Origin of the sequence: Afifella sp. YEN Y35 (genome assembly GCF_047553465.1) — a bacterium.
Lineage (GTDB): Bacteria > Pseudomonadota > Alphaproteobacteria > Rhizobiales > Afifellaceae > Afifella > Afifella aestuarii.
On record NZ_CP180203.1, the window covers coordinates 3388455 to 3414107 of the forward strand.

Here is a 25653-nt window from a genome sequence, read left to right on the forward strand (position 1 = left end):
GGTTCTTAAGCCATCGCCACGCAATCGTCCCAGTCTCCAGCGGGCACGTTTGTCCGTTCTTCTGCACAAGTTTGCAGCATTCGACGTGCGCCTGGAAGGCGGCGGATACGGTTTGGCTTCACCGCGGCAAGATCTCTGACGCAACGTCACGCAAGCCCGGCACCAGTTAGCTTGTGAACGTTGCCGCCGTTGCAGGGTCGGTTTTGGGCGAATTGGCAGGGCGGAGCAGGTTTTCGGCAAATACGCGGGAAGCGGGCTCGCCGCAAAATCTCACGAACCGTCTCAACGAAGTCCTGCAACGTCATCTCGAGGGGGTTACATGTCGAAGTTTCGGTCGATCGGGTTACGTCTCGCCCTGGCGAGCGTCGGCCTCATCGCTTTTCTTTTAATCATCGGGATCGCCACGATCTCAACTTTCGTCACGAATTCGGTCAACGAGCTGGCAACGCAGCGGCTGGAGGAGACCGGGCAGGCGCAGGCGCAGAACGTGCGCAGCCGGCTCGGCGGAATGATGCAGACCGCCAAGACGCTCGACAGCTCAATCGAGGCGCTGATGGAGGCGGGATACCGTGAACGCTCCGGAGCAACGCGGGTCCTGGAGCAGCTGATGGAGCGGGATGCCGCCCTCGCGGGAGCCTGGGCCGTGTTCGAGCCGAACCTCTTCGACGGACGCGACGCAGAGCTGGCCGGCCAGGCCGCCGTCAAGACGCAGACCGCAACCGGCCGCTTCGCACCCTATTACTACAATTACGGCTCCGGCCTGCAGGCGACGAGTGCGGGAAACACCGATCTGCCGTGGTATCAGGAGCCTTTCCAGAGCGGCCGGGCCTTCATGACGGATCCGACGATCTACACGATCGACGGCAAGGACATCATGCTGGCTTCGGCCGCGTTTCCGCTCGACGTGGATGGAAAGACGGTCGGCGTGGCGGGTGTCGACATCGAGCTTTCGGGTCTGTCGAAGGAATTTGCCGCGATCCATCCTTATGATGTCGGCCATGTGCGCCTCGTGTCGCATGGCGGGTTGTGGACGGCGACGGACGAAGCGGAAAATCTCGGCAAGTCCGTCAGCGACACGGAGCCGGAGCTGGCGCCCGGGATCGAAAAAGCCCTGAGCGAGGGAACCCGTCAGCTCGTGCGTGACGATGCCGGTATCCTTCACGTCATCGTGCCGACGCCGATCCAGGATTTCGGGCGCAATTGGGCGGTCATCGTCTCCGTGCCTGAGGCCGTGATCATGCGCCCGGCGCACCAGCTGTCGCAATGGCTTGTGATCGGAGGATTGGCGCTGGTGGTGCTGCTTGGGGCGGTGCTTGCGCTCCTTACACACCGGATGATCCGGCGCCCGCTGGCACGCAGCGTCGGCACGATCCGTGCGCTTCAGGACGGGCATCTCGATACGCCGATCGTCGATACCGACCGCGCCGACGAGATCGGCGACATCAACCGCGCCCTTTCCGATTTCAAGGCGAGCATGATCAAGGCGGAGGAGCTTGCCGCCGCGCAGGCCCGCGAGCGGGAATTGCGCGAAAAGCGGGCGAGCCGGATCGAGGCGCTCAATGCCCGGTTCGACGAGGCGGTTTCGGGAATTCTCGAAACGGTCGGGGCGTCCGCCACGACGCTCAAGCTGACGGCGGAGAGCATGTCGGCGATCGCCGAGGAAACGAGCAGCCAGGCAACGACCGTCGCCGCTGCCTCCGAACAGGCCTCGACGAATGTGCAGACCGTTTCGGCCGCGGCCGAGGAATTGTCGTCCTCGGTTCAGGAGATCGCCCGACAGGTGCAGCAATCGACCGATATGGCGAAGACGGTGAGCGACAGCGCCGAGCAGAGCCGCGGCGTGGTTCAGGGGCTTGCCGTCTCGGTGAAGAAAATCGACGAGGTCGTGCATCTCATTGCCGACATCGCCAACCAGACGAACCTTCTCGCGCTCAATGCGACGATCGAAGCGGCGAGAGCCGGCGAATCCGGCAAGGGCTTTGCGGTCGTCGCCGCCGAGGTGAAAAGTCTCGCCACCCAGACGGCGAAAGCCACGGAGGACATCAGCCGGCAGATCGGCGACGTGCAGGCCGGAACGGGCAGCGCCGTGGAGGCGATCGAGAATATCGTCACTGCCATCCAGGAGGTGAGCGAGGTCACCGTCGCGATCGCGGGATCGGTGGAGGAGCAGAACGTCGCCACCCAGGAGATCGCCCGCAACGTCCACGAAGCGGCGTCCGGCACATCGGAAGTGTCGAGCACCATCGTCGGCGTGACGCAGGCGGCCGGCGAGACGGGCTCCGCTTCCGGCCAGGTTTTGTCGGCGGCCGAGGAGCTCAACCAGCATGCCGGCTCGCTGCGCGCCATGGTGCGCGAATTCCTGGAGGATGTGCGCGCCGCCTGACGGGGGCGCGTCGCCCGCACGAAAAGATCTCCGAAGCTTTCCCGGTCGGTCGAAATGAGCGGCCGGGATTGCTAGATATCGCTCAGTGACGAGGCGATGATGACGGAGACGCGGATGAACGAGGCGCCGAACAAATCCTCCGGAGAGGGAATTCAGGCCGAAACGGCGGCGACGCCGCGGCGCGAGCTCCCGGAGGCCGCCAAACGGGCGCTCGCCGAAGCCGAAGAGCGCCGCAGACAAGAGGCCGAGGCGCGCGCCGCCGCGGAGGCGGCCCGGGCAAAAGAGTTCAACGGCGGGGAAGGCCCCGAGCCGGTGCGCTTCGGCGACTGGGAGCGCAAAGGCCGTGCGATCGATTTCTGACGGGCTGATCAGGCTGACTTGATCAGCCTGAATTGATCAGGGGGAAGGCGGGCCGGCGCGTTTGCCGGCCTCAAAGCCGCGGCAGGCGCGCTTGCGTAATTAAATCGATAGGGGCGGCGTCTCTACGTCGTTCCCGCGGGTCTCGTTGTCTCATATCTATCAAGAATTTCTGGACTATCTAGATCGACTGTATATCTTAAGTGCTGCCAAGTCGCTCCTGCGATCCGAACTGTCGCCGGATGGTGTGCGTGCCAGTCCCAAGGGATTGGATAGGACGCAGGAGCGCAATTTCACCTGAACTCCCATACGTTCTGCAGCTGGCCATTGTCGTGGCGCATATCGCGCCACCGGCTGGCTTCTTTGCGATCTTGTCGGTACGACCGCGCGATCGCGCCGGCTGTCATGTCGGCAAGTTGTATTAAGGGGTCTCGGGTCGATTCCTTCAGGTCCCATTTTCTGACGCAACCCGTTTCGATGTGTTGTCTCAGGTAAGCCCGCAATTGTTTCTTGAATAGGCGATCGCCGGACCCATCAATCACGACTTTGGCGTCTCTGAGGACGCCTCCGTCGTTTTGCATCATCATCCGAACAAAGAACTTGTAAAAGCTTTTTTTGACCGTCCGAAGGGCTTCGGAGTGTATGAGATGCTTCTGTACAACCACTGCCCGGACCGAAAATTCATGCGTAGAAAGACCGTCAAAGAATGCGTCTCGTACCGACCCGCTGCACTTGTTGAACTTGAATTCAGGCTGGACCCTCAGCTGACTTCGTAGTGCCGCAATATGAAGGCTCGTCTCTTGCGCGTCAGAAGAGTTCTGAAACACAACCATTGATGTGACGAATATCGGTGTCGAGCCCCGTTCAAGCTTAAACCCTGGATCGCCCGATTCGTCTATAAATACATGCATGCCCGAATTTATAAAATTTTTGCCGCTCCTAAGAAGAGATGACGGCCTGTCGCTTATTCTGAAAAAGGATTGTGACGTCGAAAGTCCGCCTTGTCACTTCCAATGCTTGAATAACTGCGTCCGTGCACCGAGACCCCTCGAGGCTTTGCCGTGCCTGCAGTGATCCGATCGAAACCGATCGTCTGACCGACCGGCGACCGAGCCGGCTGTTTCCACATTGTCAATTAACCGGCATTCGCTATTGTAGGAACATGTTCCTAGATCGATTCGCCCTGTCGCTTCTCGCTTTTGCCGTGCCGGCTCTGCCGGCTGCGGCGGGTTCCGAGCTGCCGGGGCTCTACCGGGCGGTGGTGGAGCGGGTCGTCGACGGCGATACGCTGGCGGTGCGGGCGACGATCTGGCTCGATCAGGAGGTGCGGGTTCTGGTGCGGCTGCGCGGCATCGACGCACCGGAGCTGCGTGCGCGCTGCGCGGCGGAAAAGGCGCAGGCGCTGGCGGCGACGGATGCGCTCGCCGCGCTCGTCACCGATCCCGCCGTGACCTTGAGCGAGGTGGAGAGCGACAAATATGGCGGTCGGGTCGTCGCCGATGTGCGCGATGCGAAGGGCCGCGATCTCGGCGCCCTGCTGCTGCAGGAGGGGCTGGTGCGGGCCTATGCCGGCGGCCACCGGGACGGATGGTGCGGAAAGCTGTCGCTCAAGGCGGATTGAACGCGTTTCAGCGCGGATGTGCGATGGGGCGGCGGCCTGGCCGGCCGCCCCGATCTCTGGCGTCGGGTTCAGACTTCGACGAGCTTGTCGGGCAGTTCGTTCGGGTTTTCCTGGCCCGCCGGAATATGTTCCTCGAGGATTTTTCCGCAGGCGGCGATCGCCTTCACCAGGCCGTCGGCCAGGGCACCCTTGCGGCTGTCCTCGATGAGCTCGGCCACGATCTCGTCCCAGACGCTCTGGTCGACATGGGCGTCGATGCCCTGATCGGCGATGATCGCCGCATAGCGTTCCGCCAGCGACACGAAGATCAGGATGCCGGTGCGGCCTGCGGTTCCGTGGAGATTGTGCGCCATGAATTGCTGCATGGCATGACGCTCGGCGCGCTGGCGGCGGACGAATTCCGGCACCAGGAGGGGCCGGAGCGACGGCAGCGAGGCGAGGAGCCCGAGAAGGATCAGGAGGACGACCTCGCCGGCGGCCACGACGCGCGCATCGAGGCCGTCGCCCCAGAGGTCGTGCGATTGCGCGAGCCATTCATTGCCGGGCGCGGGGGCGGTGAGCCAGGCTTCGGCGAGCGGGTAGAGGAAGGCGACGGCAATGCCGGCAAAGAGCGTGGCAAGCACCGCCCAGAGGAGCGGGATGAAGCGATAGCTGTCGCTCGTCTCTGCGGCGACGGCGAAAATCTCGCCGGAGGTGCCGCTTTCGGCCGTCCGGATCGCTTCGGCGATGCGGGCGTGTTCGGTGGGGTCGAGAATGGCCATGTCCGTCTCCTACCAGCTGCCCGACGAGCCGCCGCCGCCGAAGGAGCCGCCGCCGCCGGAAAATCCGCCGCCGCCGCCACCGAAGCCGCCGCCGTAATTGCTCAGACCTGCGCGAAACCCGCTGCTGCGGCGGCCCTTTCCGCGCGGGCCGAAGAGGCCGGAGAACATGATGATGAAGAAGACGGCCAGGAAGATCATCGTGAAGATGGTGGGGCCGATGTCGCCCTCCGGCACGCGTTCCTTGGCGCGCTTGACCCAGGCCTCGCGGTCGCCGCCGAGGACGGCGACGATGTCTTCGACGCCGCGGGTGATGCCGCCTGGGAAATCGCCCGCCTTGAAGCGGGGGATGATCGAGCCTTCGATGATGAGTTTGGAGATCGCGTCGGTGAGGGTGGGCTCAAGGCCGTAGCCGACCTCGATCCTCACCTGACGCTCGTTGGGCGCGACGAGGAGAAGGACGCCGTTGTCCTTGTCCTTCTGCCCGATCTGCCAGGCGCGGCCGAGATCGACGCCGTATTCTTCGATGGAGCGGCCGCCGAGCGAGGGGACGGTGGCGATGACGAGCTGGTCGGAGGTCTTCTTTTCCAGATCGTCGGAGAGGGCGACGAGCTCCGCCTCTTCGGTGGGCGAGAGGAGATCGGCCGCATCGACGACGCGGCCGGTGAGTTTCGGGAAATCCTGGGCGGCGGCCGGCGCGATGAAGGCCGGCGCGACGAGGATCAGAACAGCAGCAAGAAGGGCGCGCAAAACGTCTCTCGTCTCAGATCAGTTGCCGGTGCCGGTGGCGGGTTCGTTGGCCGGCTGGTTTTCGTTGGCCGGGGCGTTGCCGTTCGCGGGAGCGTCGAACGTCACGCCCGGCGCATTGCCGCCGCCGAAATCGACCTGCGGGGCGTTGGCGTTTTCAGGTGCGGTTTCGAAATTCGCCATCGGCTCATAGCCGGAATAAAGCGTCATCGCCCAGAGCCGACCCGGAAACGTCTTGAGCTCGGTGTTGTATTTGCGGACGGCGTCGATGTAGTCGCGACGCGCCACCGCGATGCGGTTTTCCGTGCCTTCGAGCTGCGATTGCAGCGCCAGAAAATTCTGGTTGGACTTGAGATCGGGATAATTCTCGGTGATGGCGAGAAGCCGGCCGAGGGCGGCGCCGAGCTCGCCCTGCGCTTCCTGATAGCGGCGCATGGCTTCCGGGTCCGTCGGATCGACGTTGAGATTGGTCTGCGTCGCCTTGGAGCGGGCCTCCACGACGGAGGTCAGGACGTCTTTTTCCTGACGGGCAAAGCCCTTCACGGTCTCCACGAGGTTCGGGACGAGATCGGCACGACGCTGATACTGGTTCTCGACCTGGCTCCAGGCGGCCTTCGCCTGTTCCTCGTAGGTCGGAATGGTGTTGACGCCGCAAGAGGCGAGAAAGATGGCCACGAAGCCGATGAGAGCGACGCGAAGGCCGGTGAGCGGGCGCATGAAAACCTCCGGTGAATGCGGGCGAAAGGTAGTGCCGTGTGCCCGAGGCGCAAGCGATAATCGCGGGCAATCTGGCCGAAAAGCGAGGATTTGCCGCGGATCGGCCCGGCCTAGCCGCCGGCCCAGCCCCCCAGCCTAGCCCCCGGCGTGGCGCCCGGCGAGAAGCCAGTAGACGAAGGCGCCGACCGTGCCCGCGGCGGCGAAGATCGCGATGTCGGAGAATTCGGACGCCGGCGGGCCGGCAATGCCGAGGATGGTCGCGGCCGAGCCGACCACCGCGCCGAAGACGAGATGCAGGATGAGCGAGCGCCAGCCGAAGCTTTCCGCAAACAGGATCATCAGGAAGGCCGGGATGCCGGCGACGGCGCCGACGACGAAGGCGGCGAAGAAGGAAATGAGCGCTGCCTTGAAGGCGTAATCCTGAAGCGCTTCACCCGGATGAAGCTCCGGCGGGACGGAGAAATAGAGGACCGCCGCCGCCGCCCAGCAGGCGGCGATGAAAGCGAGCGGTATGAGGAGGATGATCCGCCAGACCCGGGCCATGCCGGTGGCGCTCAGCCTTCCGCTGCGAGCGCCGGCGCCGCTTCGCGCTCGCGCTTCTTCAGACGTTCGCTGGCGCTCTTCAGCTGGCCGCAGGCGGCGAAGATGTCACGTCCGCGCGGGGTGCGGATCGGCGAGGCGTAGCCGGCGCGGTTCACCACCTCGGCGAAACGCTCGATCTGGTCCCAGTCGGAGCATTGATACGGGCTGCCGGGCCAGGGATTGAACGGGATGAGATTGATTTTCGCCGGAATGCCTTTGAGGAGCCGCACGAGCTCCTTCGCCTCGGCGAGCGAATCGTTGATGCCCTCGAGCATCACATATTCGAAGGTGATGCGGCGGGCGTTCGACATGCCCGGATAGGCGCGACACGCATCGAGAAGCTCGGCGATCGGCCATTTGCGGTTGATCGGCACGATCTCGTCGCGAAGATCGTCGCGCACGGCATGGAGCGAAATCGCCAGCATGCAGCCGATTTCCTCGCCGGTGCGGAAAATGCCCGGAACGACGCCCGAGGTCGACAGGGTGATGCGCCGCTTCGACAGGGACAGGCCCTCGCCGTCGGAGGCGATCAGAAGCGCGTCGCGAACATTCTCGAAATTATAGAGCGGCTCGCCCATGCCCATCATGACGATGTTGGAGACGAGGCGGCCTTCCGTCGGCACGATCGCGCCCTGCGGCGTCGCAAGATCGGGAAAGTCGCCGATGCGCTCGCGCGCCACCAGGATCTGCGAGACGATTTCGCCGGGCGTCAGGTTGCGCACGAGCTTCTGCGTGCCGGTGTGGCAGAAGGTGCAGTTCAAGGTGCAGCCGACCTGGCTCGAGACGCAGAGCGTGCCACGGCCTTCTTCCGGGATATAGACGGTTTCCACATCGACCGGGCGGCCCGCCGTCGGGCCGGGACGATCGGCGCCCTGCGCCGGAAAGCGCATCAGCCATTTGCGCGTGCCGTCGACGGAAATCTGCTCGGAGATGATTTCCGGGCGGGCAATGGCGAATTTGTCGTCGAGTGCGGCGCGCAGCTCCTTGCCCATATTGGTCATGGCATCGAAGGAGGTGGCGCCGCGCAGATAGAGCCAGTGCCAGAGCTGGTTGACGCGCATACGGCGCTGCCGTTCCGGCACGCCGATTTCGCCCAAAGCATCGGCGAGCTCCTCGCGGCTCAGGCCGACGAGGGAACGGCGGACGGCGGAAGCATCCGTGGAGAGCGGCTGTGCGGACGCGTCGAAGCGCGGCGCAGCCGCGGGTGTGGCAAGGCTCATATCGTTCATGGCGGTGTCGAAGGTGGGTCTTAGCACAGGCTCATGCAAACGAAAACGGACCGCCCGCAGGACGGTCCGTTTCGAAAATCTCGGCTTTTGGCCGTTATTTACATTCGGAAGCGACCTTGTTGCTCGCCGCCGTCACCCCGGAAAGGGAGAATTGATAGCTCGTCTCGTTGCCGCGGCGCGATGTGCCGGTGACGACCATCTGGCGCCCGCTCTTCATCGCCGCATAGAGCTGCGGCTCCTCGGCCTCGTTCAGAAGCCAGGCGCTGTCGCCCTTGGTGAACATCGTGAACTTCTTGCCGTCGATGTCGACGGTCACCGTCGACTTGTCCTCAAAGGCGTAGCCGACGACGAAGTTCGCCTCGTGGCCGATGTTTTCAGCCGGGCTGGAGCGCACGAAGAAGGCGACTTTGCCGTGATTGAGATTCGTCGGCATCTCCTTCTTCGGAGTGGAGTGGATGAAGCAGACGGTGCCCTTGTCGCCCGGATAGCTCCAGGCCGTCCAATCGTTGAACTGACCCAGCGAATTCGGCGTCTGAGCGAAGGCTGCGGTCGCGACGATCAAAAATAGGCTCGTCAGAAATGTCCTTAGCATGCCTGTCCCGCAATCGGTGGTTTCTACGAAGCCTCGCCGCATCGGCGAGGCGTCGGTCGTGATGGTCGCTCTAGAGATGCGTCATCGTGGTTACTAAATCATGAACCGAGCATGGGCCACAGGCGAAGCCTGCCGACATCCGTTTGATCGGCTCGATGCGCGGACATGGTTGTTTGGGAAAAAACGGCCAGAATTTGACGAAGGGGGCGTTTCCTCAGGCTCCGGCGCCCACTTCTTCCTCAAGTGCCGTCGCGGCGGCGGTGCGATGCTCCTCGCGAATGGAGGAGGAGACGGCGGCCAGCGCTGCCGCCAGAACCGAGGCGTCATCGAGAAAACCGAGGCCGACGATGAAATCCGGCACGAGGTCGAAGGGGGAAACGAAATACGCGAGGGCTGCCACCACCGTCAGCTTGGCGCGTGTCGGCGTGCGCGGATCGAGCATGGCGTAATAGGCGGACACCACTTCATGCATGAAGGGAATCGTGCGCAACGCCTTCCTGACCGTCGGCCAGAACCGGCGCTTGATTTCCGCTTCCTTGTCGGCCGCATCCTCCGGGCCGAGAATCTCGATATCAGGTACCGTACGTGGCATCTGGCGCTCCCATCTGATGGTGTTCAATTGGGGCGCGAGTGGTCCTTTCGCAAGACGCGGGGCTTGGCTAAGAGGGGGAGAGCGAGGGTCAGGGCCCGCCTGGCGGGCTTTCAAGGGGAGGACAGAATGCAGCTCAATTCCGATATCGCAGCGATCGTGACCGGCGGGGCTTCAGGTCTCGGCGAGGCGACGGCGCGCATGCTCGCCCATCAGGGCGTGCGGGTGACGATCTTCGACATGAACGAGGAGAAGGGCCAGGTGACGGCCGGCGACATCGGCGGCACCTTCGTGCCGGTCGACGTGACCGATGCCGCGAGCGTTGAAGCCGGGGTCGAAAAAGCGCGCGCGGCGCATGGCGTGGAGCGCATCCTGGTGAATTGCGCGGGCATCGCGCTCGGGCGCAAGACGCTCGGCACCGACCGCAAGACGGGCGAGCTCAAGGCGCACGACATGGCCTCGTTCCGCAAGGTGGTGGAGGTCAACCTCATCGGCACCTATCAGATGATCGCGCAGTCGGTTCCGGAGATGTCGCAGTTGCAGCCGATCACGGCGGACGGCTGCCGGGGCGTCATCGTCATGACCTCTTCGGTGGCGGCGACGGACGGGCAGATTGGCCAGGCGGCCTATGCCGCCTCCAAGGGCGGCGTTCTCGGCATGACGCTGCCGGTCGCGCGCGACCTCACCGAATACGGCATTCGCGTCTGCGCCATTCAGCCCGGCGTGTTCGAGACGCCGATGGTCTCCGGCATGCCGGAGAAAGTGCGCGAGAGCCTCGCCGCCGGCGTGCCGTTTCCAAAACGTCTCGGCCAGGCGCACGAATACGCGCATGTCGTGAAGTTCATCTGCGAGAACGATTATATGAACGGCGAATCGATCCGCCTCGATGGAGCGATCCGCCTCGCGCCGCGGTGAGGGCGCGGGTGGCGGTCAAATGAATCGCGCGGCGTCGCCCATCAAACCCTTCGCCTCGTTGAGCGCGATGAACGAAAACAGCGGAAAGCCTGTTTCGCCGAGCGCGCGCAGCCTGGGCAGGATGTGGCGTGTGAGGCCTGCCAGCTCACGTGCGTCGACGTCCTCGGCATGTCCGTCGAAGATCACATCGATGCGAATCAGGTCGTCGCCGTCGCAACTGCTCGCCGCCCGCACATTGATTTGGGCGACCCTGAGATCGACGACTTCGCTTGTGAGGATATCCTGGACGAGATCGTGCACGTCGCTCTTTTTGAACTCATGCCGCATGATCGGAAACTCGCGCTGACCGCGCGCGACGCATTCAGTTACGTCGCGCGTTAGGCAGATGACGGTTCAGACGTAGACTAGAGCGTTTCACCCTTTGATGGAAGCATATCCGGCGTTGTGGAGGTAGTTGGCGCACTCCTCGGGCTTGATGAACTCATTGTTAGTCGGATGGAAGGATAGTCCCCGTGTTATAGAAACGCTCGAAAAGCTGTTGAGAGTCACTTATTCGCAGCATTCGTTCGGTCTCTTCTTTGCTCAAATTCGGACGAAACACGTGATCAAAATTCTCTCGTCCGTTCATATCTATTTGGACTGCATATCCAATTCCAGCCTCCATGGAAGCAGCGCCACCGACCGTCGCCCATATGTCGTAACCCAAGAAAAGGGGCGTAACAAAATTTGCGCCTGCAACGAACGACGAGTCTTCCTGATCCATGAGAGCCCATTCCCTGACGACGACATCTTCAGAAACCAGGATGAGGCTCGACCAGTCGTTGACCAGCGTGGATGACTCAACGCTGCCCAGGACGAGAAGGGTTGTGTTGCCATCGGCCCCATCCACGCCTTGGGTGGAAATACGTCCGCTCACTTCGAGGTCGCCGAAGATGGCCGTGATCTGGCTCGGCGGGACGAAATCGCCATCGATCCGAAGCGTGCCGTAGTGGATCGCACCACGGCCCTCGAATTCACGAGGCAGCAGCTCGAAGCGAGCCAAGCTGAGACCGACAGGATCCTTCAACTGAACGATCTCGGCCGAGACAGTTTCGACCCAAGCTTCCGTTGCCATTTCCGCCCACGGCATATGGAACCCCTTTCCGAACGACAGTGGTCATGACGGGGAGGATAGAGGAAAAAGCGCATGTCTCTAGTCTAGTATACGAAGAATGCTGCGGCGTCGCGGATTGCAAGACCACCGAAAGGTGGCAGGCCTTGGCGAGGACGACTTCAAGTCTGCCAAGGTCTCAGATAAAAAGCCCCGCTTCGGCGGGGCTTTTTTGTTGCGCTCAAAAAGGCGTGCTGCTGCGAATATGCACGCCGGTGTGCGATCGCAGTCCTGCCGGTCCACCTCGGTTTGGAAACTGGCCACAAAAAAGGGGCGCCGGAGCGCCCCTTTCGCGAACTCTGATGTCGGCCGGCGTCAGTAGACGCGCTTCTTCGGCTCGATATAGGGCACGTCGTTCGACATCGTGTAGGTGTGCACCGGCCGGTCTTCGAGGCGCACCGTGTGGGCGGCTTCGTCTATGAAGGCGAGGCTGTGCTTCATCCAGTTCTGGTCGTCGCGATCCGGGAAATCCTCGCGCGCATGGGCGCCGCGGCTTTCGTGCCGGTTGGCGGCCGCTTCCATCGTCACCACCGCCTGGGTGATGAGGTTCTGGAATTCCAGCGTCTCGACGAGATCGCTGTTCCAGATGAGGGAGCGGTCGGTGACGCCGATGTCTTCGGCGCCGCGCCAGACGTCGTCGATCAGCTTGCGGCCTTCCTCGAGCACCGGGCCGTCGCGGAAGACGGCGCAGTTCGACTGCATCACCTTCTGCATGCGGTCGCGCAGCGCGGCCGTCGGCGTGCCGCCCTTGGCGTAGCGGGCGCGGTCGAGGCGGGAGAGGGCGAAATCGTCGGAGCCTGCCGGAAGATCCGGATGGCGCTCGCCGGGGCTTACCGTTTCGGCGCAACGATCGCCGACGGCACGGCCGAAGACGACGAGGTCGATGAGCGAGTTGGAGCCGAGGCGGTTGGCGCCGTGGACGGAGACGCAGGCGGCCTCGCCGACGGCCATCAGGCCCGGCACTACGGCATCGGGATCGCCGCCGACCTTGGTCAGCACTTCACCGTGATAGTTCGTCGGCACGCCGCCCATGTTGTAATGGACGGTCGGCAGGACCGGGATCGGCTCCTTGGTGACGTCGACGCCGGCGAAGATCTTTGCGGTTTCCGAGATGCCCGGCAAGCGCTCGTGCAGGACGGCCGGATCGAGATGCTCGAGGTGCAGCTCGATATGGTCCTTTTCCTTGCCGACGCCGCGGCCTTCGCGGATTTCGATGGTCATGGCGCGCGAGACGACGTCGCGGGAGGCGAGATCCTTCGCGGACGGCGCATACCGCTCCATGAAGCGCTCGCCTTCGGAGTTCGTCAGATAGCCGCCCTCGCCGCGCGAGCCCTCGGTGATGAGGCAGCCGGCGCCATAGATGCCGGTCGGGTGGAACTGCACGAATTCCATGTCCTGGAGCGGCAGGCCGGCGCGCAGCACCATGCCGTTGCCGTCGCCGGTGCAGATATGCGCCGAGGTGCAGGAGAAATAGGCGCGGCCGTAACCGCCGGTCGCCAGAATCGTCTTATGGGCGCGGAAGCGGTGAATGGAGCCGTCTTCCAGGCAGAGCGCGATGACGCCGCGGCACTGGCCCTCGTCCATGATCAGGTCGATGGCGAAATACTCGATGTAGAATTCCGCCGAATGCTTCAGCGCCTGGCCGTACATGGTGTGCAGCATGGCGTGGCCCGTGCGGTCGGCGGCGGCGCAGGTGCGCTGCGCGGTGCCTTCGCCGAAGCGGGTGGTCATGCCGCCGAAGGGACGCTGATAGATCTTGCCCTCTTCGGTGCGCGAGAAGGGCACGCCCCAATGTTCGAGCTCGTAGACGGCTTTCGGCGCGTTGCGGCAGAGATATTCGATGGCGTCCTGGTCGCCGAGCCAGTCCGACCCCTTGACGGTGTCGTACATGTGCCAGCGCCAGTCGTCCTCGCCCATATTGCCGAGGGCGGCCGAGATGCCGCCCTGGGCGGCCACCGTGTGCGAGCGGGTCGGGAAGACCTTGCTGATGCAGGCGGTCTTGAGGCCGGCCTGCGAGGCGCCGAGTGCTGCCCGAAGGCCCGCGCCGCCCGCACCGATGACGACCACGTCGAAGGCATGGTCGATGATCGGATAGGCCTTGCCGTTTTGTTTGGGGGCGCCTGTCGCGCCGTTCGATTGTCCGTTCTGGCCGTTGGTCGCCAAGTCAGCCTCCAAGGGCGATGATCAGGATGGAAAGGATGCCGAGGATGGCCATCCCGTAGGTGAAGAGGGTGTTGGCGAGATAGCTCAGCACCTTCAGACCTTCGTGGTGGATGTAATCCTCGATCACCGATTCCATGCCGATGCGCATGTGCAGGGAAAGATTGAAGGTGAGGCCGATGAGGATCGCCGCGATGAAGGGGTTGGCGACGCGGTCATGGGCCGTCTGGTAATCCGCCCCGATGAGCGAGGCGAGGATCAAGAGGAAGGCGAGAACCAGCGGGATGTTGGCGAAAGCCGTGATCCGCTGCTGCATGAAATGGCCGGTGCCCTCCTTGGCGGAGCCGCGGCCGCGGGCTTTTGCAAGCGGTGTGCGCATGACGGGGCCTTTCTAGAGGGCGAGGAGGATGACGATCCACAAGAGCGCGGTGAGGCCGACGGAGCCAGCGAGCGAAGCCCAGGCGAGCTTCTGCGTCACCGGCTTCTCGTAGCCCGCGCCCGTGTCCCAGATGAAATGGCGGATGGCGCCCATCAGATGCTGCATGAGCACCCAGGTGTAGCCGAAGAGGACGAGCCAGCCGAAAGGCGAGCCGAAAAACCAGGTCGCCCAGCCATAGGCTTCCGGCCCCAAAGCGAGGGCGACGATCCAGCCAATGAAGAAAAGCGAGCCGATATAAAGGCCGATGCCGGTGATGCGGTGCAAGATCGAGGTGACCATGGTGATCGGCCAGCGGTAGATCTGCGTGAAGGGCGACAGCGGTCGCTGTCGTTCAGTCAAATCTTTCATCGAACGCTCCTTGGCCCCTTCATAACGTGCCGATCCTGCGTTGCAAACGCGTCGGTCGGATAATGCTCATGCATGCCATGCATGCGACGAATGGCTTTGCACCGGCGCGGGAAAGCAAACTCCGCCGCGCCAAGACATGCTGTGCTCTTTGCGCGGCCGTTCATCAATAGTCGCTTAAGCGAAAATTCTCAGCTGCACTTTCGGCCTGCCAGTCGCCGTCGGCCTCCTTGACGATCGCCTGGGCGCAGATCGTGCGCTTCGCCTCCGTGTCGAAGGTGAGGGCGGGCGAGCCGTGCAATTGCCAGCCGGCGTTGAGGGCGGCGGAGACGCGCTTGCAGAAGGCGTCGTCGTCGGGGCCGGTGAGAAGACGGTAGAGCTTCATGCTGGATCTCTGTCGGCGATTGCACGCGCTCTGGCAAGCAGGCTTTCCGCGACATGTAAATGCAGCCTTTCGACCATGCGCCCTTCGAGGCCGATGGCGCCCTTGCCGGCATGTTCCGGGCGGGCGAAGGCTTCGACGATCGTCTCGGCTTCGGCGATCTCTTCGGCGCTCGGCGCAAAGATGCGGTTCGCCGTGTCGATCTGGCGGGGATGGATGAGGCTCTTGCCGTCGAAGCCGAGGGCGCGCGCCTGTGCGCATTCGGCTTCGAGACGGGCGTCGTCGCCGAAATCGTTCAGGACGCCATCGATGGCGACGAGCCCATAGGCGCGGGCGGCGGCGATGACGCTCATCATCCAGGGCAGGAAGGCGCCGCGGTCCTCTGCGGGGCGCACGCCCGTCTCCTTGGCGAGATCGTTGAGGCCGAGGACGACGCCTTTGAGCGGCAGTTTTTCGGACGAGGCGGCGATGTCGGCGAGGTTGAGGAGCGCCTTCGGCGTCTCGATCATCGCCCAGAGCGAGATGCGGTCGAGCGCATCGGCCTGGTCGAGGGCGTCGCCGACACGCTCCAGATCGGCCGCGCTTTCGACTTTCGGGATGAGGAGACCGTCAGGGCGCGCGGCAAGCGCGGCGAGAAGATCCTCCGTCGCCCATTCGCTCGCAAGACCGTTGATGCGCACGATGACGGGCGCGGAAAAAGGCTCCGCGAGGGCCTCCCGCAGCGCCTCGCGGGCATCTTCCTTGCGGTCGGGGGAAACGGCGTCTTCGAGGTCGACGATGATGGCGTCAGCGGCAAGGTCGCGCGCCTTGGCGAGCGCCCGGGGCTTGTCGGCCGGAACGTAAATGAGCGAGCGGAAGACAGGCGGCATGGGTCGTCTCCGGGAATTTTGTCCGGTTGGAAGAAGGGAGCAGTCCGGCCGGCGGGTGCGGCCCGCGATCAGTCCCGAGGCGCGCGCGAGATGGCGGGCCTCAGCGGGTCGGCACCGGCTCGTCGCTGCGGTAATCGTAGAAGCCGCGGCCCGCCTTGCGGCCGAGCCAGCCCGCCTCGACATATTTCACCAGAAGCGGGCAGGGGCGGTATTTGGAATCGGCGAGGCCCTCGTAGAGCATCTGCATGATCGATAGGCAGGTATCGAGACCGATGAAATCGGCAAGCTGCAAGGGGCCCATCGGATGGTGCGCGCCGAGCCGCATCGCCGTGTCGATCGCCTCCACATTGCCGACGCCTTCATAGAGCGTGTAGATCGCCTCGTTGATCATCGGCATCAGGATGCGGTTGACCATGAAGGCGGGAAAATCTTCCGCCACCGCGATCTTCTTGCCGAGCGAGGTGACGAAGCGCTTCGCCTCTTCGAAGGTGGAATCTTCCGTCGCGATGCCGCGCACGAGCTCGGCGAGCTCCATCACCGGCACCGGATTCATGAAATGCATGCCGATGAAGCGTTCGGCGCGGTCGGTGGCGGCAGCGAGCCGGGTGATCGAAATCGACGAGGTGTTGGTGGCGATCATCGCCTCGGGATCGAGGATCGGACAGACCTCGGCGAAGACCTTGCGCTTCACCGCCTCGTCTTCCGTCGCCGCCTCGATGAGAAGATCGGCCGGGGCCAATCCTTCGACGCCCTTGGCGGGACGCACGCGGGCGAGCGCCGCCTGACGCTCTTCTTCGCTGATGCGGCCGGAGGCGCGTTGGCGGGCGAGCGTGCCTTCCAGGGTGGCAAGCCCCCCCTGCAGCCGATCCGGCGAAATGTCGTGCAGAATCACATCGTAACCGGCCAAAGCGCAGACATGGGCAATGCCTGCGCCCATCTGGCCTGCACCGACTATGGCGACCGTTTTGATCTCATCCGCCATGGATCATCTCTGTTGCTGGCGCTTGCGCTGAATATTGAACAAGCTTCGGGAAAGGGGAAGTGTGCGTCGCAACATTTTCCGCGTTGAAACGGGCCCTTCTCGACGCAGGGGAAGGGCCCGTCACTGAAGGTTACGGAGCCACGATCTAGATCACGCGCCGGCCTTGTCGAGTTCGGCGGTGAGTTCCGGCAGGGCCGTGAACAGATCTGCGACGAGACCGTAATCGGCGACCTGGAAGATCGGCGCCTCCTCGTCCTTGTTGATCGCCACGATGACTTTGGAATCCTTCATGCCCGCAAGGTGCTGGATGGCACCCGAGATGCCGCAGGCGATGTAGAGATCCGGGGCCACGATCTTGCCGGTCTGGCCGACCTGCCAGTCGTTGGGGGCGTAGCCCGCATCGACCGCGGCCCGGCTTGCGCCGACTGCCGCGCCGAGCTTGTCGGCGAAGGGGAGCATGACCTCGTCGAACTTTTCCTTGGAGCCGAGAGCCCGTCCGCCGGAGACGATGATCTTGGCGGCGGCGAGTTCCGGGCGTTCGCTTTCCTGGATTTTCGCGCTGACATAGCGCGATTTCCCAGGATCGGCCGGGGCCGACACCGTCTCGATCGGCGCTTCGCCGCCCGCTTCGGCCGCCTGGAAGGCGGAGGTGCGCACCGTGACGACTTTCCTGGCGTCTGTCGCCTTCACCGTCTGGATGGCGTTGCCGGCATAGATCGGGCGCTTGAAAGTGTCGGGCGCCACGACCTCGATGATGTCGGAAACCTGCATCACGTCGAGGAGGGCGGCGACGCGCGGCATGACGTTCTTGCCGCTCGTCGTGGCGGGCGAGAGGACGGCGCCGTAATCGCCGGCAAGGCCCGTGATCAGATCCGCCATCGGCTCGGCGAGATGATGGGCGAGCGCCTCGTCTTCGGCGAGGAGCACCTTGGCGACGCCCGCAAGCTTCGCCGCCTCTTCGGCCGCCGGGCGCGCATCCTTGCCGGCCACGAGAATGTGAACGTCGCCGCCCATCTCCCTGGCGGCGGTGAGTGCCTTGGCGGTCGCCTCGTTGAGGCTCTGATTGTCGTGTTCTGCGACGAGTAGAATGGTCATTTCGCGATCCCTCAGAGTACGCCCGCTTCGTTCTTGAGCTTTTCGACGAGTTCGGCCGGGGAACCCACCATGACACCGGCCTGGCGCTTCGCCGGCTCGCGCGTCTCCACGACTTCGAGACGCGGAGAGAGGTCGACGCCGTAATCGTCGGCCGTCTTCGTCTCGATCGGCTTCTTCTTCGCCTTCATGATGTTGGGAAGCGAGGCGTAGCGCGGCTGGTTGAGGCGCAGATCGGCCGTCACCACCGCCGGCAGAGCGATCGAGAGGGTCTCAAGACCGCCGTCGATCTCGCGGGTGACTTCCGCTTCCTCGCCCTTGATCTGAAGCTCTTTCAGGAAGGTGCCCTGCGACCAGCCGAGAAGGGCCGAAAGCATCTGGCCCGTCTGATTGCAGTCGTCGTCGATCGCCTGCTTGCCCATGATGACGAGGCCGGGCGCCTCGGCCTCGACGATGGCCTTCAGGATCTTGGCGACGGCGAGCGGCTCCACCGTGCCTTCCGCCTGGACGAGGATGCCGCGATCGGTCCCCATGGCGAGCGCCGTGCGGATCGTCTCCTGCGCCTGCGAGGGACCGACGGAGACGATGACGATCTCCTCCGCGCTGCCCGCCTCCTTGAGGCGAATGGCTTCTTCGACCGCGATCTCGTCGAAGGGGTTCATCGACATCTTCACATTGGCGAGGTCGACACCGGAGCCATCGGCCTTGACGCGCGCCTTCACGTTGTAATCGAGCACCCGCTTAACCGGGACGAGAACTTTCATCAGGCAACCTCCGTTGTTTGCCCCCGGTTAGCGTCGCTCACCGACGGTGGCAAGAGAGCGCACCCCAAAGTTTCCGTTAACGTCAGCGGCCTTTCGTGCGTCAAAGCCGCGTGAGGCGCCTCGTCGCAGGCAGCGGGCTGCACCATATCGGCGTGAGGACGCTCGTGAGGTTTCGTCATGAAAGCCATTTTTGCTGTCGCCGCAGCTTTCGCCATGTTCACCCTCGCAACCGCCGCCGGGGCGCAGGAGAAGGCGGGCCAAGCAAAAGGGGGCCAAGACACCGCCATCTTCGCCGGCGGCTGTTTCTGGTGCGTGGAGGCCGATTTCGACAAGGTGCCGGGGGTGAAGGAGACGATTTCCGGCTTCACCGGCGGGACATTGCGCAATCCGACCTATCGCCAGGTCTCGGCCGGGGGCACGGGGCATAAAGAGGCGGTGGAGATCACCTACGATCCGAATGTCGTCAGCTATGAAAAGCTTCTCGACGTCTTCTGGCATTCGGTCGACCCGACGGATGCGGGCGGACAGTTCTGCGACCGCGGCGACAGCTACACGACGGCGATTTTCGCGCTCGACGACAAGCAGCTTGCCGCGGCCAAGGCCTCCAAGGCGGTGACCGAAAAAGAACTCGGCCAGAAAATCGTCACAGAGATCGAGAAGGCCGGGGAATTCTGGCCGGCCGAGGCCTATCACCAGAACTATTACAAGAGCGACGAGCGCATCCTGTCGCGCTTCGGCTACGTCACCAAGGCCTATGCCTATAAGGGCTACCGCGAAGGCTGCGGCCGGGACCAGCGGCTGAAGCAATTGTGGGGCGCCGACTATCACCGCGGCATTCCACAGAGTTGATGGAGAGCTGAGCGGCGCAGACCGGTTCTCAAAGCCGGGTTCAGGGCGTCCGGGGCCCGAGAAGGATGACGGCCGTGCCGAGAAGGCAGATCGCGGCGCCCGTCACGTCCCAGCGGTCCGGCCTCAGCCCTTCGACGCTCCACAGCCACAGGAGCGAGGCCGCGATATAGACGCCGCCATAGGCGGCAAAAGCGCGCCCGGCCGCATTCGTCTCAACGAAGGTCAGCGCCGAGGCGAAGACGAGCAAAGCGACGAGACCCGGAGCGAGCCACCAGACCGATCGGTCGAGCCGGAGCCAGGCCCAGAAGGCGAAGCAGCCGGCGATCTCGGCAATCGCCGCGACGGCATAGGCGAGAGCGGTTTGCAAACGGGGCTCCATTGCGAATGGCTGTCGCTGTGCCATAGCCGATCGCGGCGGACAGGCCCAACACGCGGATAAGAGGGGCGTGATCGACGGCGCCGGTGTCAACCTGCCAACGCCCTATTTGCACGGCCGTCCGATCCGGTTTGGCCAGCGATGCGCGCTCCGCCCCAGCGATGCTCGCTCCGCCAATGACAAGCCGAAAGCGCCCGTATTCGGAGGATCTCCTCTCCCTTTCCAGCCGGCTTGTGCTGTATTTTGAGGGCGGGGAATGGGAGCCATGAACGTCCAGCGGCAGCGCCCCGACCGATTGCCCGAAGCCATCGAGTGCCGCCGGCGCGCCGTCGAAGAGGCGTCGGCCGCAAACTCTCGTCAGGGGCTGTCGCCGAGTCCGGACCATGCCGAAGCGATCGGAGGTTTTGTCGAGGGCGAGATCACCATGGACGAGCTGCACGCCATCGGTGTGCGGTCCACGTCGGTCGGCCGGACATGAAAAAGCCCCGTCGAAACGGGGCTTTTTGCTGACACTGTGACCAGCTTGTCATCGCCTGTCACAGCGGCCCTTGCGGGACTTAAATCCCGGATTTCTCCGGGGCCACCCAAGAAATGGGCTTCTTCGATCATTTTGTCAAATCTCACATGCCAAGTGATCGACGAATGCACGCGCGAATTTCTTCCATCTTTTCGGCAGGCAATACCCGAATATCGTAAACTCGCTCGCCTTCGTTGTTTTTACCGCGGTCGAGCAGCTTCAGGCGGTGAAAAGCAACGCACATGATCATGTCTGCCTTCACCCACATGGTTGGTTGGGCATAGGGAAACGGCAGCGGTGGATCCAGTTCCAGAGTACAATTGTATGGCTGCAGGGTTTTGGACTTTGTCGTGCTCAGAGGCACGATCGTGCACAATTGCTCTCTGCCAGGAAGAGGTGGAGACACCACAATTGCGGGCCGTCGCTTCCGCATCTCGGGGACACGGAAGCCTTCGTTGAGATCGACGCGGAGAATAGTTCCGATTTGTGGATGACGCAGGATGCCCATGAAGAACATCATTTGTCATAATTCTGGGATGGAGAAACCAGGCTTTATGGCCGCAATATAATTCTCGGAAAGTCTGTCTCTTATTGTTTGACTTGAGCATTGTGTCTCGATGCCGATGGCCGGCGCCGCGGTTCTGCTCAGCGCGGCAGGTCGCGGTCGAAGAGGGGGACGCCGCGGCGGCGGAGCGGCACGACGAGCGCGGCGCCGAGCGCGAAGCCGCCGATATGCGCCCACCAGCCGATATTGCTCGATTCCGGCGTCGACATGGCGAGATTGGCGATCTGAAAGACGAGCCAGGCGCCGAGCACGATGAACGCGGGAAGGCGCAGCGGGATGCGGCCGAAGGCCAGGACCCAGAGTTTGACCTTCGGATGCAGGATCAGATAGCCGCCGACGATGGCCGCAACCGCACCCGAGGCGCCGATGAGGGGCGCTTCGGAGGCGGGATTGGCGAGGGTGTAGATGTAGCCCGAGCCCGCCGCGCCGAAGAGATAGAAGGCGAGATAGCGCAGATGGCCGAGCGCATCTTCGATGTTGTCGCCGAAGATCCACAAGAACAGCATGTTGCCGCCGAGGTGGATGAGGTTGCCGTGCAGGAAGGCATAGGTGATGAAGCTCAGCTCTTCCGGGATCAGCACGAAGCTCGGCGGCAATTCGGCGATGTCGTTGACGACGGAGGGGATGAGGCCGAGCGAGAGGGCGGCCATCTCCACGCGCGCGCTATCCAGGCCGCCGGTCAGGACAAAGCATGCCGCCGTGATCGCGATGATCGACCAGTTGACATAGGGCCGGCGGATATAGCCGAGCGGATTGGCGTCGTGGAGCGGCAGGAACATCGCTCAACCGGGGTTCGAGCCGCAGGGCCGCCGCATCAGCGGTTCTGGCCCGGCACCCACAGGACGTCGGTTTCGCCCTTGCTGTTCACCCAGCGGGCGGCGACGAAGAGGAAGTCGGAGAGCCGGTTCAGATACTGGATTGCCGGGGCGCCGACCTTTTCCGGCTCGCGGTCCGCCAGGGCGACGACGAGGCGTTCGGCGCGGCGCGCGACGGTGCGGGCAAGGTGCAGATGCGCGGCCGCCCAGGTGCCGCCCGGCAGGATGAAGGAGCGCAGCGGCGACAGCTCCTTGTTGAGGCGGTCGATGTCGCGTTCCAGGCGCTCCACCTGGGAGGGGACGATGCGCAGGCGCTCGTAGTCCCGGGGCTTGCCGTCATCGGGGGTGGCGAGATCGGCACCGAGATCGAAGAGGTCGTTCTGGATGCGGGCGAGCATCTGGTCGATCTCTTCCGTCGGTGCGCCGGCCGTCAGGTTGAGGCCGGCCCGCACGACGCCGAGGAGCGCATTGGTTTCGTCGACGGTGCCGTAGGCTTCGACGCGCGGATCGTATTTCGAACGGCGCTCGCCCGTGCCGAGCGCGGTGGTCCCGTCATCGCCCTGGCGCGTGTAGATCTTGTTCAGGACAACCATCGGCCTCGTCTCCGTTTTTTGGCGGAGCCGAAACTAAGGCAATTCGCACAAGATTGAAGCACGTCACGCGGGAGAGTGTCGCAGCGTTTCGCCGAGCGAAACCGCACCGGCGCCCGTGGACCTTTCTGCGGTCGTCACGGGCGGCGGGGAGCCGAAGACGCGGAAGACGCGGCGCTGAAGGCCGCGACTTGGATCGCGACCTAGAACTTGTAGCCGACCATCACGCCGGCATGGGTGAGGCCGTCATTGTCGTCGCACAGGCCGGCATTCGAGGAATGGTCGATGCGGGCCATGACGCGCAGATGCTGCGTGACGTTGACGCCGATGCCGGCGCTTTCCCGAAACAGCGCCGAGCAGCCGAGGCGGGCGCCGGTTTCCACGTGATCGGTGTTGCCGTCGTGGATGGTGCCGCCGAAGGTGCCTTCCAGGAAAATCCGGTTGGTCAGATTGTAGTCCCAGGTGAGGCCGGCATAGATCTGATTGGTGCCGCCCGAGGTGGTGACGGTGCCGCCGATATGCGGGCGCGGGCGCAGGAGGAAATCGACGAAGCGGTTGTCGAAGGGCGTCATCGGATTGCCGAAGAGCACTTCGCCGTTGAGGAAGACGCCTTCTTCCTCGTCGGTGAGGCGATGGCGGTCGTCGAGGAAGCCCGTCGCGCCGATGCGCACTTCGTCAAAGAAATGATACGTGCTGACCGGCTCGGCCGCATAATAGACGGGGTCGGCGGGCTCGGCCGGCAGATCCGCCGCCAGCGCCGCAGACGTCCCGAAAAGCGCAACCAAACCTGCGCCAAAGCTCAATAACCGCATCACAGCCCCGTGAAATTGTTCCTTCGGCTTTAGCTTTGCCGGCCGGGCGCGGCAACGGTGTTTGCCGGAAAGGTGGCCAAAGGCGGCCAAAGCTTCAGCGATTGTTGCCGCAAAGGCACGCTTGCCCAGCGGATTTCTCAGTGGGGTCTGGGCAGATTTCAGCGGGTGCTGAGCCAGAGGCCCGCCATCAGGACGATGACGGCGAGAAGCTGCAGACCGACGCGCCAGCGCATCAGGCTTTGCGAACGATTGGGGCTGCCGCCGCGCAGCATGTTCCACAATCCGAGTACAAGCACGACGACGACGGCAAGGACGGCGACCGGACCAAGATATTCCATGGTTTTCCTGCCTTGGCTGAGGACCAGAAAACCGCATTAAGCCAGCCACAGACGAGACGCAAATCTGAGAGGCGGCGGAAGCGGGCTGTCGTTTTTCCTAATTGGTGGCGCGCGTCGCGGCTTTGTGCAGCAACCGGCGCGGCAGAAGCCTCCGGCCGAAGGCGGCGATCCTGGTCTGGCGGGTGACGGGATAATGGGTCGCCGGACTGGGCGCCTCGCAGGCCTCGATCAGAACCTCGAGGACGGCGTCGGGCCCGAGCTGCCCGAAGGTGTTGCCGCCCTTTTCCATGGAGGCGAGGCGGCGGCGGTAATAGGCGGCGTGGACGGAGGCGTCGATGTCGACATTGCGATGAAAGGCGGCGATGGCGTTTTCCGTCATGCGGCTTGCGATCGGGCCGGGTTCGATCGCCACGACCTCGATGCCGGTGTCGGCAAGCTCGATGCGCAAGGTGTCGGTGTAGCCTTCGAGCGCGAATTTCGAGGAATTGTAGGCGCCGCGGAAGCCGAGCGCGACGAGACCGAGAACGGAGGAATTCATGACGATGCGGCCGGCATTCTGGCGGCGCATCACCGGGATCACCCTTCGCGTGAGCTCGTGCCAGCCGAAGAAATTGGCATCGAACTGGGCGCGCAGGACGGCAGAGGAGAGGTCTTCAAGGGCGCCCGGCTGCGAATAGGCGCCGTTGTTGAAGAGGGCGTCGAGGCGGCCCTCCGTGGCGGCGAGCACGGAGTTCAGGGCGGCTTCGATCGAGGCGTCGTCGGCATAGTCGAGATAGAGGGCTTCGAGACCGTAGCGGGCGCCGGCTTCGCGCAGGGCCGCGAGATCCGTCTCCTTGCGCGCCGTCGCAAAGACGCGCCAGCCGCGCTTTGCCATGCCGAGGGCGCAATGGCGGCCGATGCCGGACGAGCAGCCGGTGATCAAGATGCTGCGGGCCATGGGCGCCTTTCTTCTGGTTCCCCCGTCCGGGGAGCGTGAAATCGAGCTTTTCTTCAGCCCTTGTCCCCGCTTCCTCCTAGGCAATCAAGTGGCGGCGGCTTAAGGCGGGAGGAGATCCGAATTTCGCCGCCATAGCCGCCCACAGCCGTCCATCGCGGCCGAAGCCGCTGCAACCGCCGCAAACGCCGCCAACGCCGCAAACGCCGATGTCCGACACCGCCAGCATCGTCCTCACCATCTTCGGCCTCATCGGGATCGGCTATCTCGCGGCACGCTTCAAGCTCCTGAAGATGGAGACCGGCGGGGCGCTCGCCGATTTCGTCTTCACCATCGCCATTCCGCTCCTCCTCTTTCGCACGCTGGCGCATGCGGATTTCCACGGCCTGTCGCCGTGGCGGATCTGGATTGCGTATTTTTCGGGCGTGCTCGTCACCTGGACGGTGGCGCATGTTCTGGTGCGGCGGCTGTTCAAGCGCGACACGCGCTCAGGCGTCGTCGCGGGCGTGTCGGCGGCCTTCGCCAATACGGTTCTGATCGGCATTCCGCTGGCGCGCGCCACCTATGGCGATCCCGGCACGGTGGTCGTCCTCATTCTCGTCTCGGTGCATCTGCCGGTGATGATGGCGGCCAGCCTCGCCCTCAACTCCTGGGCGCGGCGGCGCGACGGGCTGGTGGCGGAGGTGGAGAGCAGCCGCGCCATGTGGGGGGCGTTTGCGCTCGAACTCATCCGCCATCCGCTCATCATCGGCATCATCCTGGGCGGCATCTGGCACGTTTTCCATCTGCCGATCCCGGGGCTCGCCGAAAAACTGATCGACAGCCTCGCCGACGTGGCGGGACCGGTGGCGCTTTTCGCCTGCGGCATGGGGCTCGCCCGCTACGGCATCGCCCGCAACATCCCGGCAGGCGCACTCATCGCCGGCATCAAACTCTTCTTCATGCCGCTCGTCGTTCTGCCGGTGGCGCTTCTCGTCGGGCTCGGCCCGGTGCCGACGGCCGCTCTGGTGCTGGTGGCGGCCTGTCCGACCGGCGTCAACGCCTTCCTCATCGCCACCCGCTTCGGCACGGGCGAGGCGCTCGCCTCCAACACGACCTTGATCTCGACGGCCTTCGGCGTCGGCGGCGTCGCCTTCTGGCTGATGGTGTTGCGCGCTTTTACCTGAACTTCGGCTACGGGAATC

The 25653-nt window shown here is 63.9% G+C and carries 31 protein-coding genes and 1 pseudogene; 7 read left to right on the top strand and 25 right to left on the bottom strand.

The features are described 5' to 3' along the window. The first annotated feature begins 319 nt into the window (after positions 1-319). Entirely contained in the window at positions 320-2383 is a 2064-nt protein-coding gene (locus tag ACK8CP_RS16050; protein WP_414832488.1) for a methyl-accepting chemotaxis protein, read from the top strand. 114 nt (positions 2384-2497) lie between these two features. Beyond that, complete coding sequence (locus ACK8CP_RS16055) at positions 2498-2743, top strand: DUF1674 domain-containing protein (protein ID WP_234630157.1); 246 nt, start codon at positions 2498-2500, stop codon at positions 2741-2743. A gap of 290 nt (positions 2744-3033) precedes the next feature. Here the strand turns inward: ACK8CP_RS16055 and ACK8CP_RS16060 are convergent, their stop codons facing one another. Beyond that, positions 3034-3651 carry a DUF3800 domain-containing protein gene (locus tag ACK8CP_RS16060; protein ID WP_414832489.1) on the bottom strand — a complete coding sequence of 206 codons (618 nt, stop codon included), beginning with the start codon at positions 3649-3651 and terminating at the stop codon, positions 3034-3036. Between the two features lie 251 nt (positions 3652-3902). Between ACK8CP_RS16060 and ACK8CP_RS16065 the strand changes: the two genes are divergently transcribed. Next, positions 3903-4361 carry a thermonuclease family protein gene (locus tag ACK8CP_RS16065; RefSeq protein WP_234630159.1) on the top strand — a complete coding sequence of 153 codons (459 nt, stop codon included), beginning with the start codon at positions 3903-3905 and terminating at the stop codon, positions 4359-4361. A gap of 68 nt (positions 4362-4429) precedes the next feature. Here the strand turns inward: ACK8CP_RS16065 and ACK8CP_RS16070 are convergent, their stop codons facing one another. From ACK8CP_RS16070 to ACK8CP_RS16100, 7 genes and pseudogenes are all read right to left on the bottom strand, one after another. Next, positions 4430-5122: a TPM domain-containing protein gene (locus tag ACK8CP_RS16070; RefSeq protein WP_414832490.1), complete on the bottom strand. Its 693-nt coding sequence runs from the start codon at positions 5120-5122 to the stop codon at positions 4430-4432. Between the two features lie 9 nt (positions 5123-5131). Continuing rightward, entirely contained in the window at positions 5132-5869 is a 738-nt protein-coding gene (locus ACK8CP_RS16075; RefSeq protein ID WP_414832491.1) for a TPM domain-containing protein, read from the bottom strand. 126 nt (positions 5870-5995) lie between these two features. Next, positions 5996-6583 (bottom strand): annotated as a pseudogene (locus tag ACK8CP_RS16080) (LemA family protein); the annotation flags it as partial. A 135-nt stretch (positions 6584-6718) separates the two neighbouring features. After that, positions 6719-7126 (bottom strand): hypothetical protein, encoded by a 408-nt coding sequence (locus ACK8CP_RS16085; RefSeq protein WP_234630163.1) that lies wholly within the window; start codon positions 7124-7126, stop codon positions 6719-6721. A gap of 11 nt (positions 7127-7137) precedes the next feature. Next, a complete protein-coding gene (rlmN, locus tag ACK8CP_RS16090) occupies positions 7138-8385 on the bottom strand; it encodes a 23S rRNA (adenine(2503)-C(2))-methyltransferase RlmN (RefSeq protein ID WP_414834285.1) in 1248 nt (415 codons plus the stop codon). 103 nt (positions 8386-8488) lie between these two features. Further along, positions 8489-8956: an invasion associated locus B family protein gene (locus tag ACK8CP_RS16095; RefSeq protein WP_414832492.1), complete on the bottom strand. Its 468-nt coding sequence runs from the start codon at positions 8954-8956 to the stop codon at positions 8489-8491. 244 nt (positions 8957-9200) lie between these two features. Next, entirely contained in the window at positions 9201-9578 is a 378-nt protein-coding gene (locus ACK8CP_RS16100) for a YkvA family protein (protein ID WP_234630165.1), read from the bottom strand. Positions 9579-9704: 126 nt separating this feature from the next. Between ACK8CP_RS16100 and ACK8CP_RS16105 the strand changes: the two genes are divergently transcribed. Beyond that, entirely contained in the window at positions 9705-10490 is a 786-nt protein-coding gene (locus tag ACK8CP_RS16105; RefSeq protein WP_234630166.1) for an SDR family NAD(P)-dependent oxidoreductase, read from the top strand. 15 nt (positions 10491-10505) lie between these two features. On the opposite strand, the gene ACK8CP_RS16110 is transcribed toward ACK8CP_RS16105, so the two are convergent. The 10 genes from ACK8CP_RS16110 to ACK8CP_RS16155 form a co-directional block, all read right to left on the bottom strand. Continuing rightward, positions 10506-10817 carry a hypothetical protein gene (locus ACK8CP_RS16110; RefSeq protein WP_414832493.1) on the bottom strand — a complete coding sequence of 104 codons (312 nt, stop codon included), beginning with the start codon at positions 10815-10817 and terminating at the stop codon, positions 10506-10508. A gap of 160 nt (positions 10818-10977) precedes the next feature. Then, a complete protein-coding gene (locus ACK8CP_RS16115) occupies positions 10978-11619 on the bottom strand; it encodes a hypothetical protein (RefSeq protein ID WP_414832494.1) in 642 nt (213 codons plus the stop codon). A gap of 336 nt (positions 11620-11955) precedes the next feature. After that, positions 11956-13803 (bottom strand): succinate dehydrogenase flavoprotein subunit, encoded by a 1848-nt coding sequence (gene sdhA, locus ACK8CP_RS16120; protein ID WP_255701454.1) that lies wholly within the window; start codon positions 13801-13803, stop codon positions 11956-11958. Position 13804: 1 nt separating this feature from the next. Further along, positions 13805-14179 (bottom strand): succinate dehydrogenase, hydrophobic membrane anchor protein, encoded by a 375-nt coding sequence (sdhD, locus tag ACK8CP_RS16125; protein ID WP_128290585.1) that lies wholly within the window; start codon positions 14177-14179, stop codon positions 13805-13807. A gap of 12 nt (positions 14180-14191) precedes the next feature. Next, positions 14192-14587 (bottom strand): succinate dehydrogenase, cytochrome b556 subunit, encoded by a 396-nt coding sequence (gene sdhC, locus ACK8CP_RS16130; RefSeq protein WP_128290586.1) that lies wholly within the window; start codon positions 14585-14587, stop codon positions 14192-14194. A gap of 163 nt (positions 14588-14750) precedes the next feature. Continuing rightward, positions 14751-14969, bottom strand: a complete 219-nt coding sequence (locus tag ACK8CP_RS16135) for a DUF1737 domain-containing protein (protein ID WP_414832495.1) — start codon at positions 14967-14969, stop codon at positions 14751-14753. Then, positions 14966-15835, bottom strand: coding sequence for an HpcH/HpaI aldolase/citrate lyase family protein (locus ACK8CP_RS16140; protein ID WP_414832496.1), 870 nt, complete (start codon positions 15833-15835; stop codon positions 14966-14968). The genes ACK8CP_RS16135 and ACK8CP_RS16140 overlap by 4 nt, the downstream gene beginning before the upstream one ends. Positions 15836-15935: 100 nt before the next feature. Further along, positions 15936-16817, bottom strand: a complete 882-nt coding sequence (locus tag ACK8CP_RS16145; protein ID WP_234630173.1) for a 3-hydroxybutyryl-CoA dehydrogenase — start codon at positions 16815-16817, stop codon at positions 15936-15938. Positions 16818-16967: 150 nt separating this feature from the next. Beyond that, complete coding sequence (locus ACK8CP_RS16150) at positions 16968-17912, bottom strand: electron transfer flavoprotein subunit alpha/FixB family protein (protein ID WP_414832497.1); 945 nt, start codon at positions 17910-17912, stop codon at positions 16968-16970. Between the two features lie 11 nt (positions 17913-17923). Next, on the bottom strand, positions 17924-18673 hold the full coding sequence (locus ACK8CP_RS16155) for an electron transfer flavoprotein subunit beta/FixA family protein (RefSeq protein WP_414832498.1): 750 nt from the start codon (positions 18671-18673) through the stop codon (positions 17924-17926). A gap of 177 nt (positions 18674-18850) precedes the next feature. Here ACK8CP_RS16155 and msrA point away from each other — a divergent pair, with 177 nt between their 5' ends. Next, on the top strand, positions 18851-19522 hold the full coding sequence (gene msrA, locus ACK8CP_RS16160; protein WP_234630176.1) for a peptide-methionine (S)-S-oxide reductase MsrA: 672 nt from the start codon (positions 18851-18853) through the stop codon (positions 19520-19522). A gap of 40 nt (positions 19523-19562) precedes the next feature. Here msrA and ACK8CP_RS16165 read toward each other — a convergent pair whose 3' ends face one another. Further along, positions 19563-19889, bottom strand: a complete 327-nt coding sequence (locus ACK8CP_RS16165) for a YnfA family protein (protein ID WP_234630177.1) — start codon at positions 19887-19889, stop codon at positions 19563-19565. Positions 19890-20163: 274 nt separating this feature from the next. Between ACK8CP_RS16165 and ACK8CP_RS16170 the strand changes: the two genes are divergently transcribed. Beyond that, a complete protein-coding gene (locus ACK8CP_RS16170; RefSeq protein WP_414832499.1) occupies positions 20164-20376 on the top strand; it encodes a hypothetical protein in 213 nt (70 codons plus the stop codon). Between the two features lie 142 nt (positions 20377-20518). Here ACK8CP_RS16170 and ACK8CP_RS16175 read toward each other — a convergent pair whose 3' ends face one another. The 6 genes from ACK8CP_RS16175 to ACK8CP_RS16200 all read right to left on the bottom strand — a co-directional run bounded on the left by ACK8CP_RS16175 (position 20519) and on the right by ACK8CP_RS16200 (position 24472). Beyond that, positions 20519-20935, bottom strand: a complete 417-nt coding sequence (locus tag ACK8CP_RS16175) for a type II toxin-antitoxin system PemK/MazF family toxin (protein WP_414832500.1) — start codon at positions 20933-20935, stop codon at positions 20519-20521. A gap of 125 nt (positions 20936-21060) precedes the next feature. Further along, complete coding sequence (locus ACK8CP_RS16180) at positions 21061-21759, bottom strand: rhomboid family intramembrane serine protease (RefSeq protein ID WP_414832501.1); 699 nt, start codon at positions 21757-21759, stop codon at positions 21061-21063. Between the two features lie 35 nt (positions 21760-21794). After that, complete coding sequence (locus tag ACK8CP_RS16185; protein ID WP_234630181.1) at positions 21795-22388, bottom strand: cob(I)yrinic acid a,c-diamide adenosyltransferase; 594 nt, start codon at positions 22386-22388, stop codon at positions 21795-21797. Between the two features lie 200 nt (positions 22389-22588). Further along, positions 22589-23197: an acyloxyacyl hydrolase gene (locus ACK8CP_RS16190; RefSeq protein WP_234630182.1), complete on the bottom strand. Its 609-nt coding sequence runs from the start codon at positions 23195-23197 to the stop codon at positions 22589-22591. Between the two features lie 158 nt (positions 23198-23355). Then, positions 23356-23535, bottom strand: a complete 180-nt coding sequence (locus ACK8CP_RS16195) for a twin transmembrane helix small protein (protein ID WP_128290599.1) — start codon at positions 23533-23535, stop codon at positions 23356-23358. A gap of 97 nt (positions 23536-23632) precedes the next feature. Then, positions 23633-24472 carry an SDR family NAD(P)-dependent oxidoreductase gene (locus ACK8CP_RS16200; RefSeq protein ID WP_414832502.1) on the bottom strand — a complete coding sequence of 280 codons (840 nt, stop codon included), beginning with the start codon at positions 24470-24472 and terminating at the stop codon, positions 23633-23635. A gap of 206 nt (positions 24473-24678) precedes the next feature. On the opposite strand from ACK8CP_RS16200, the gene ACK8CP_RS16205 reads away from it, so the two are divergent. After that, positions 24679-25635: an AEC family transporter gene (locus tag ACK8CP_RS16205; protein WP_128290601.1), complete on the top strand. Its 957-nt coding sequence runs from the start codon at positions 24679-24681 to the stop codon at positions 25633-25635. Positions 25636-25653: the final 18 nt, after the last annotated feature.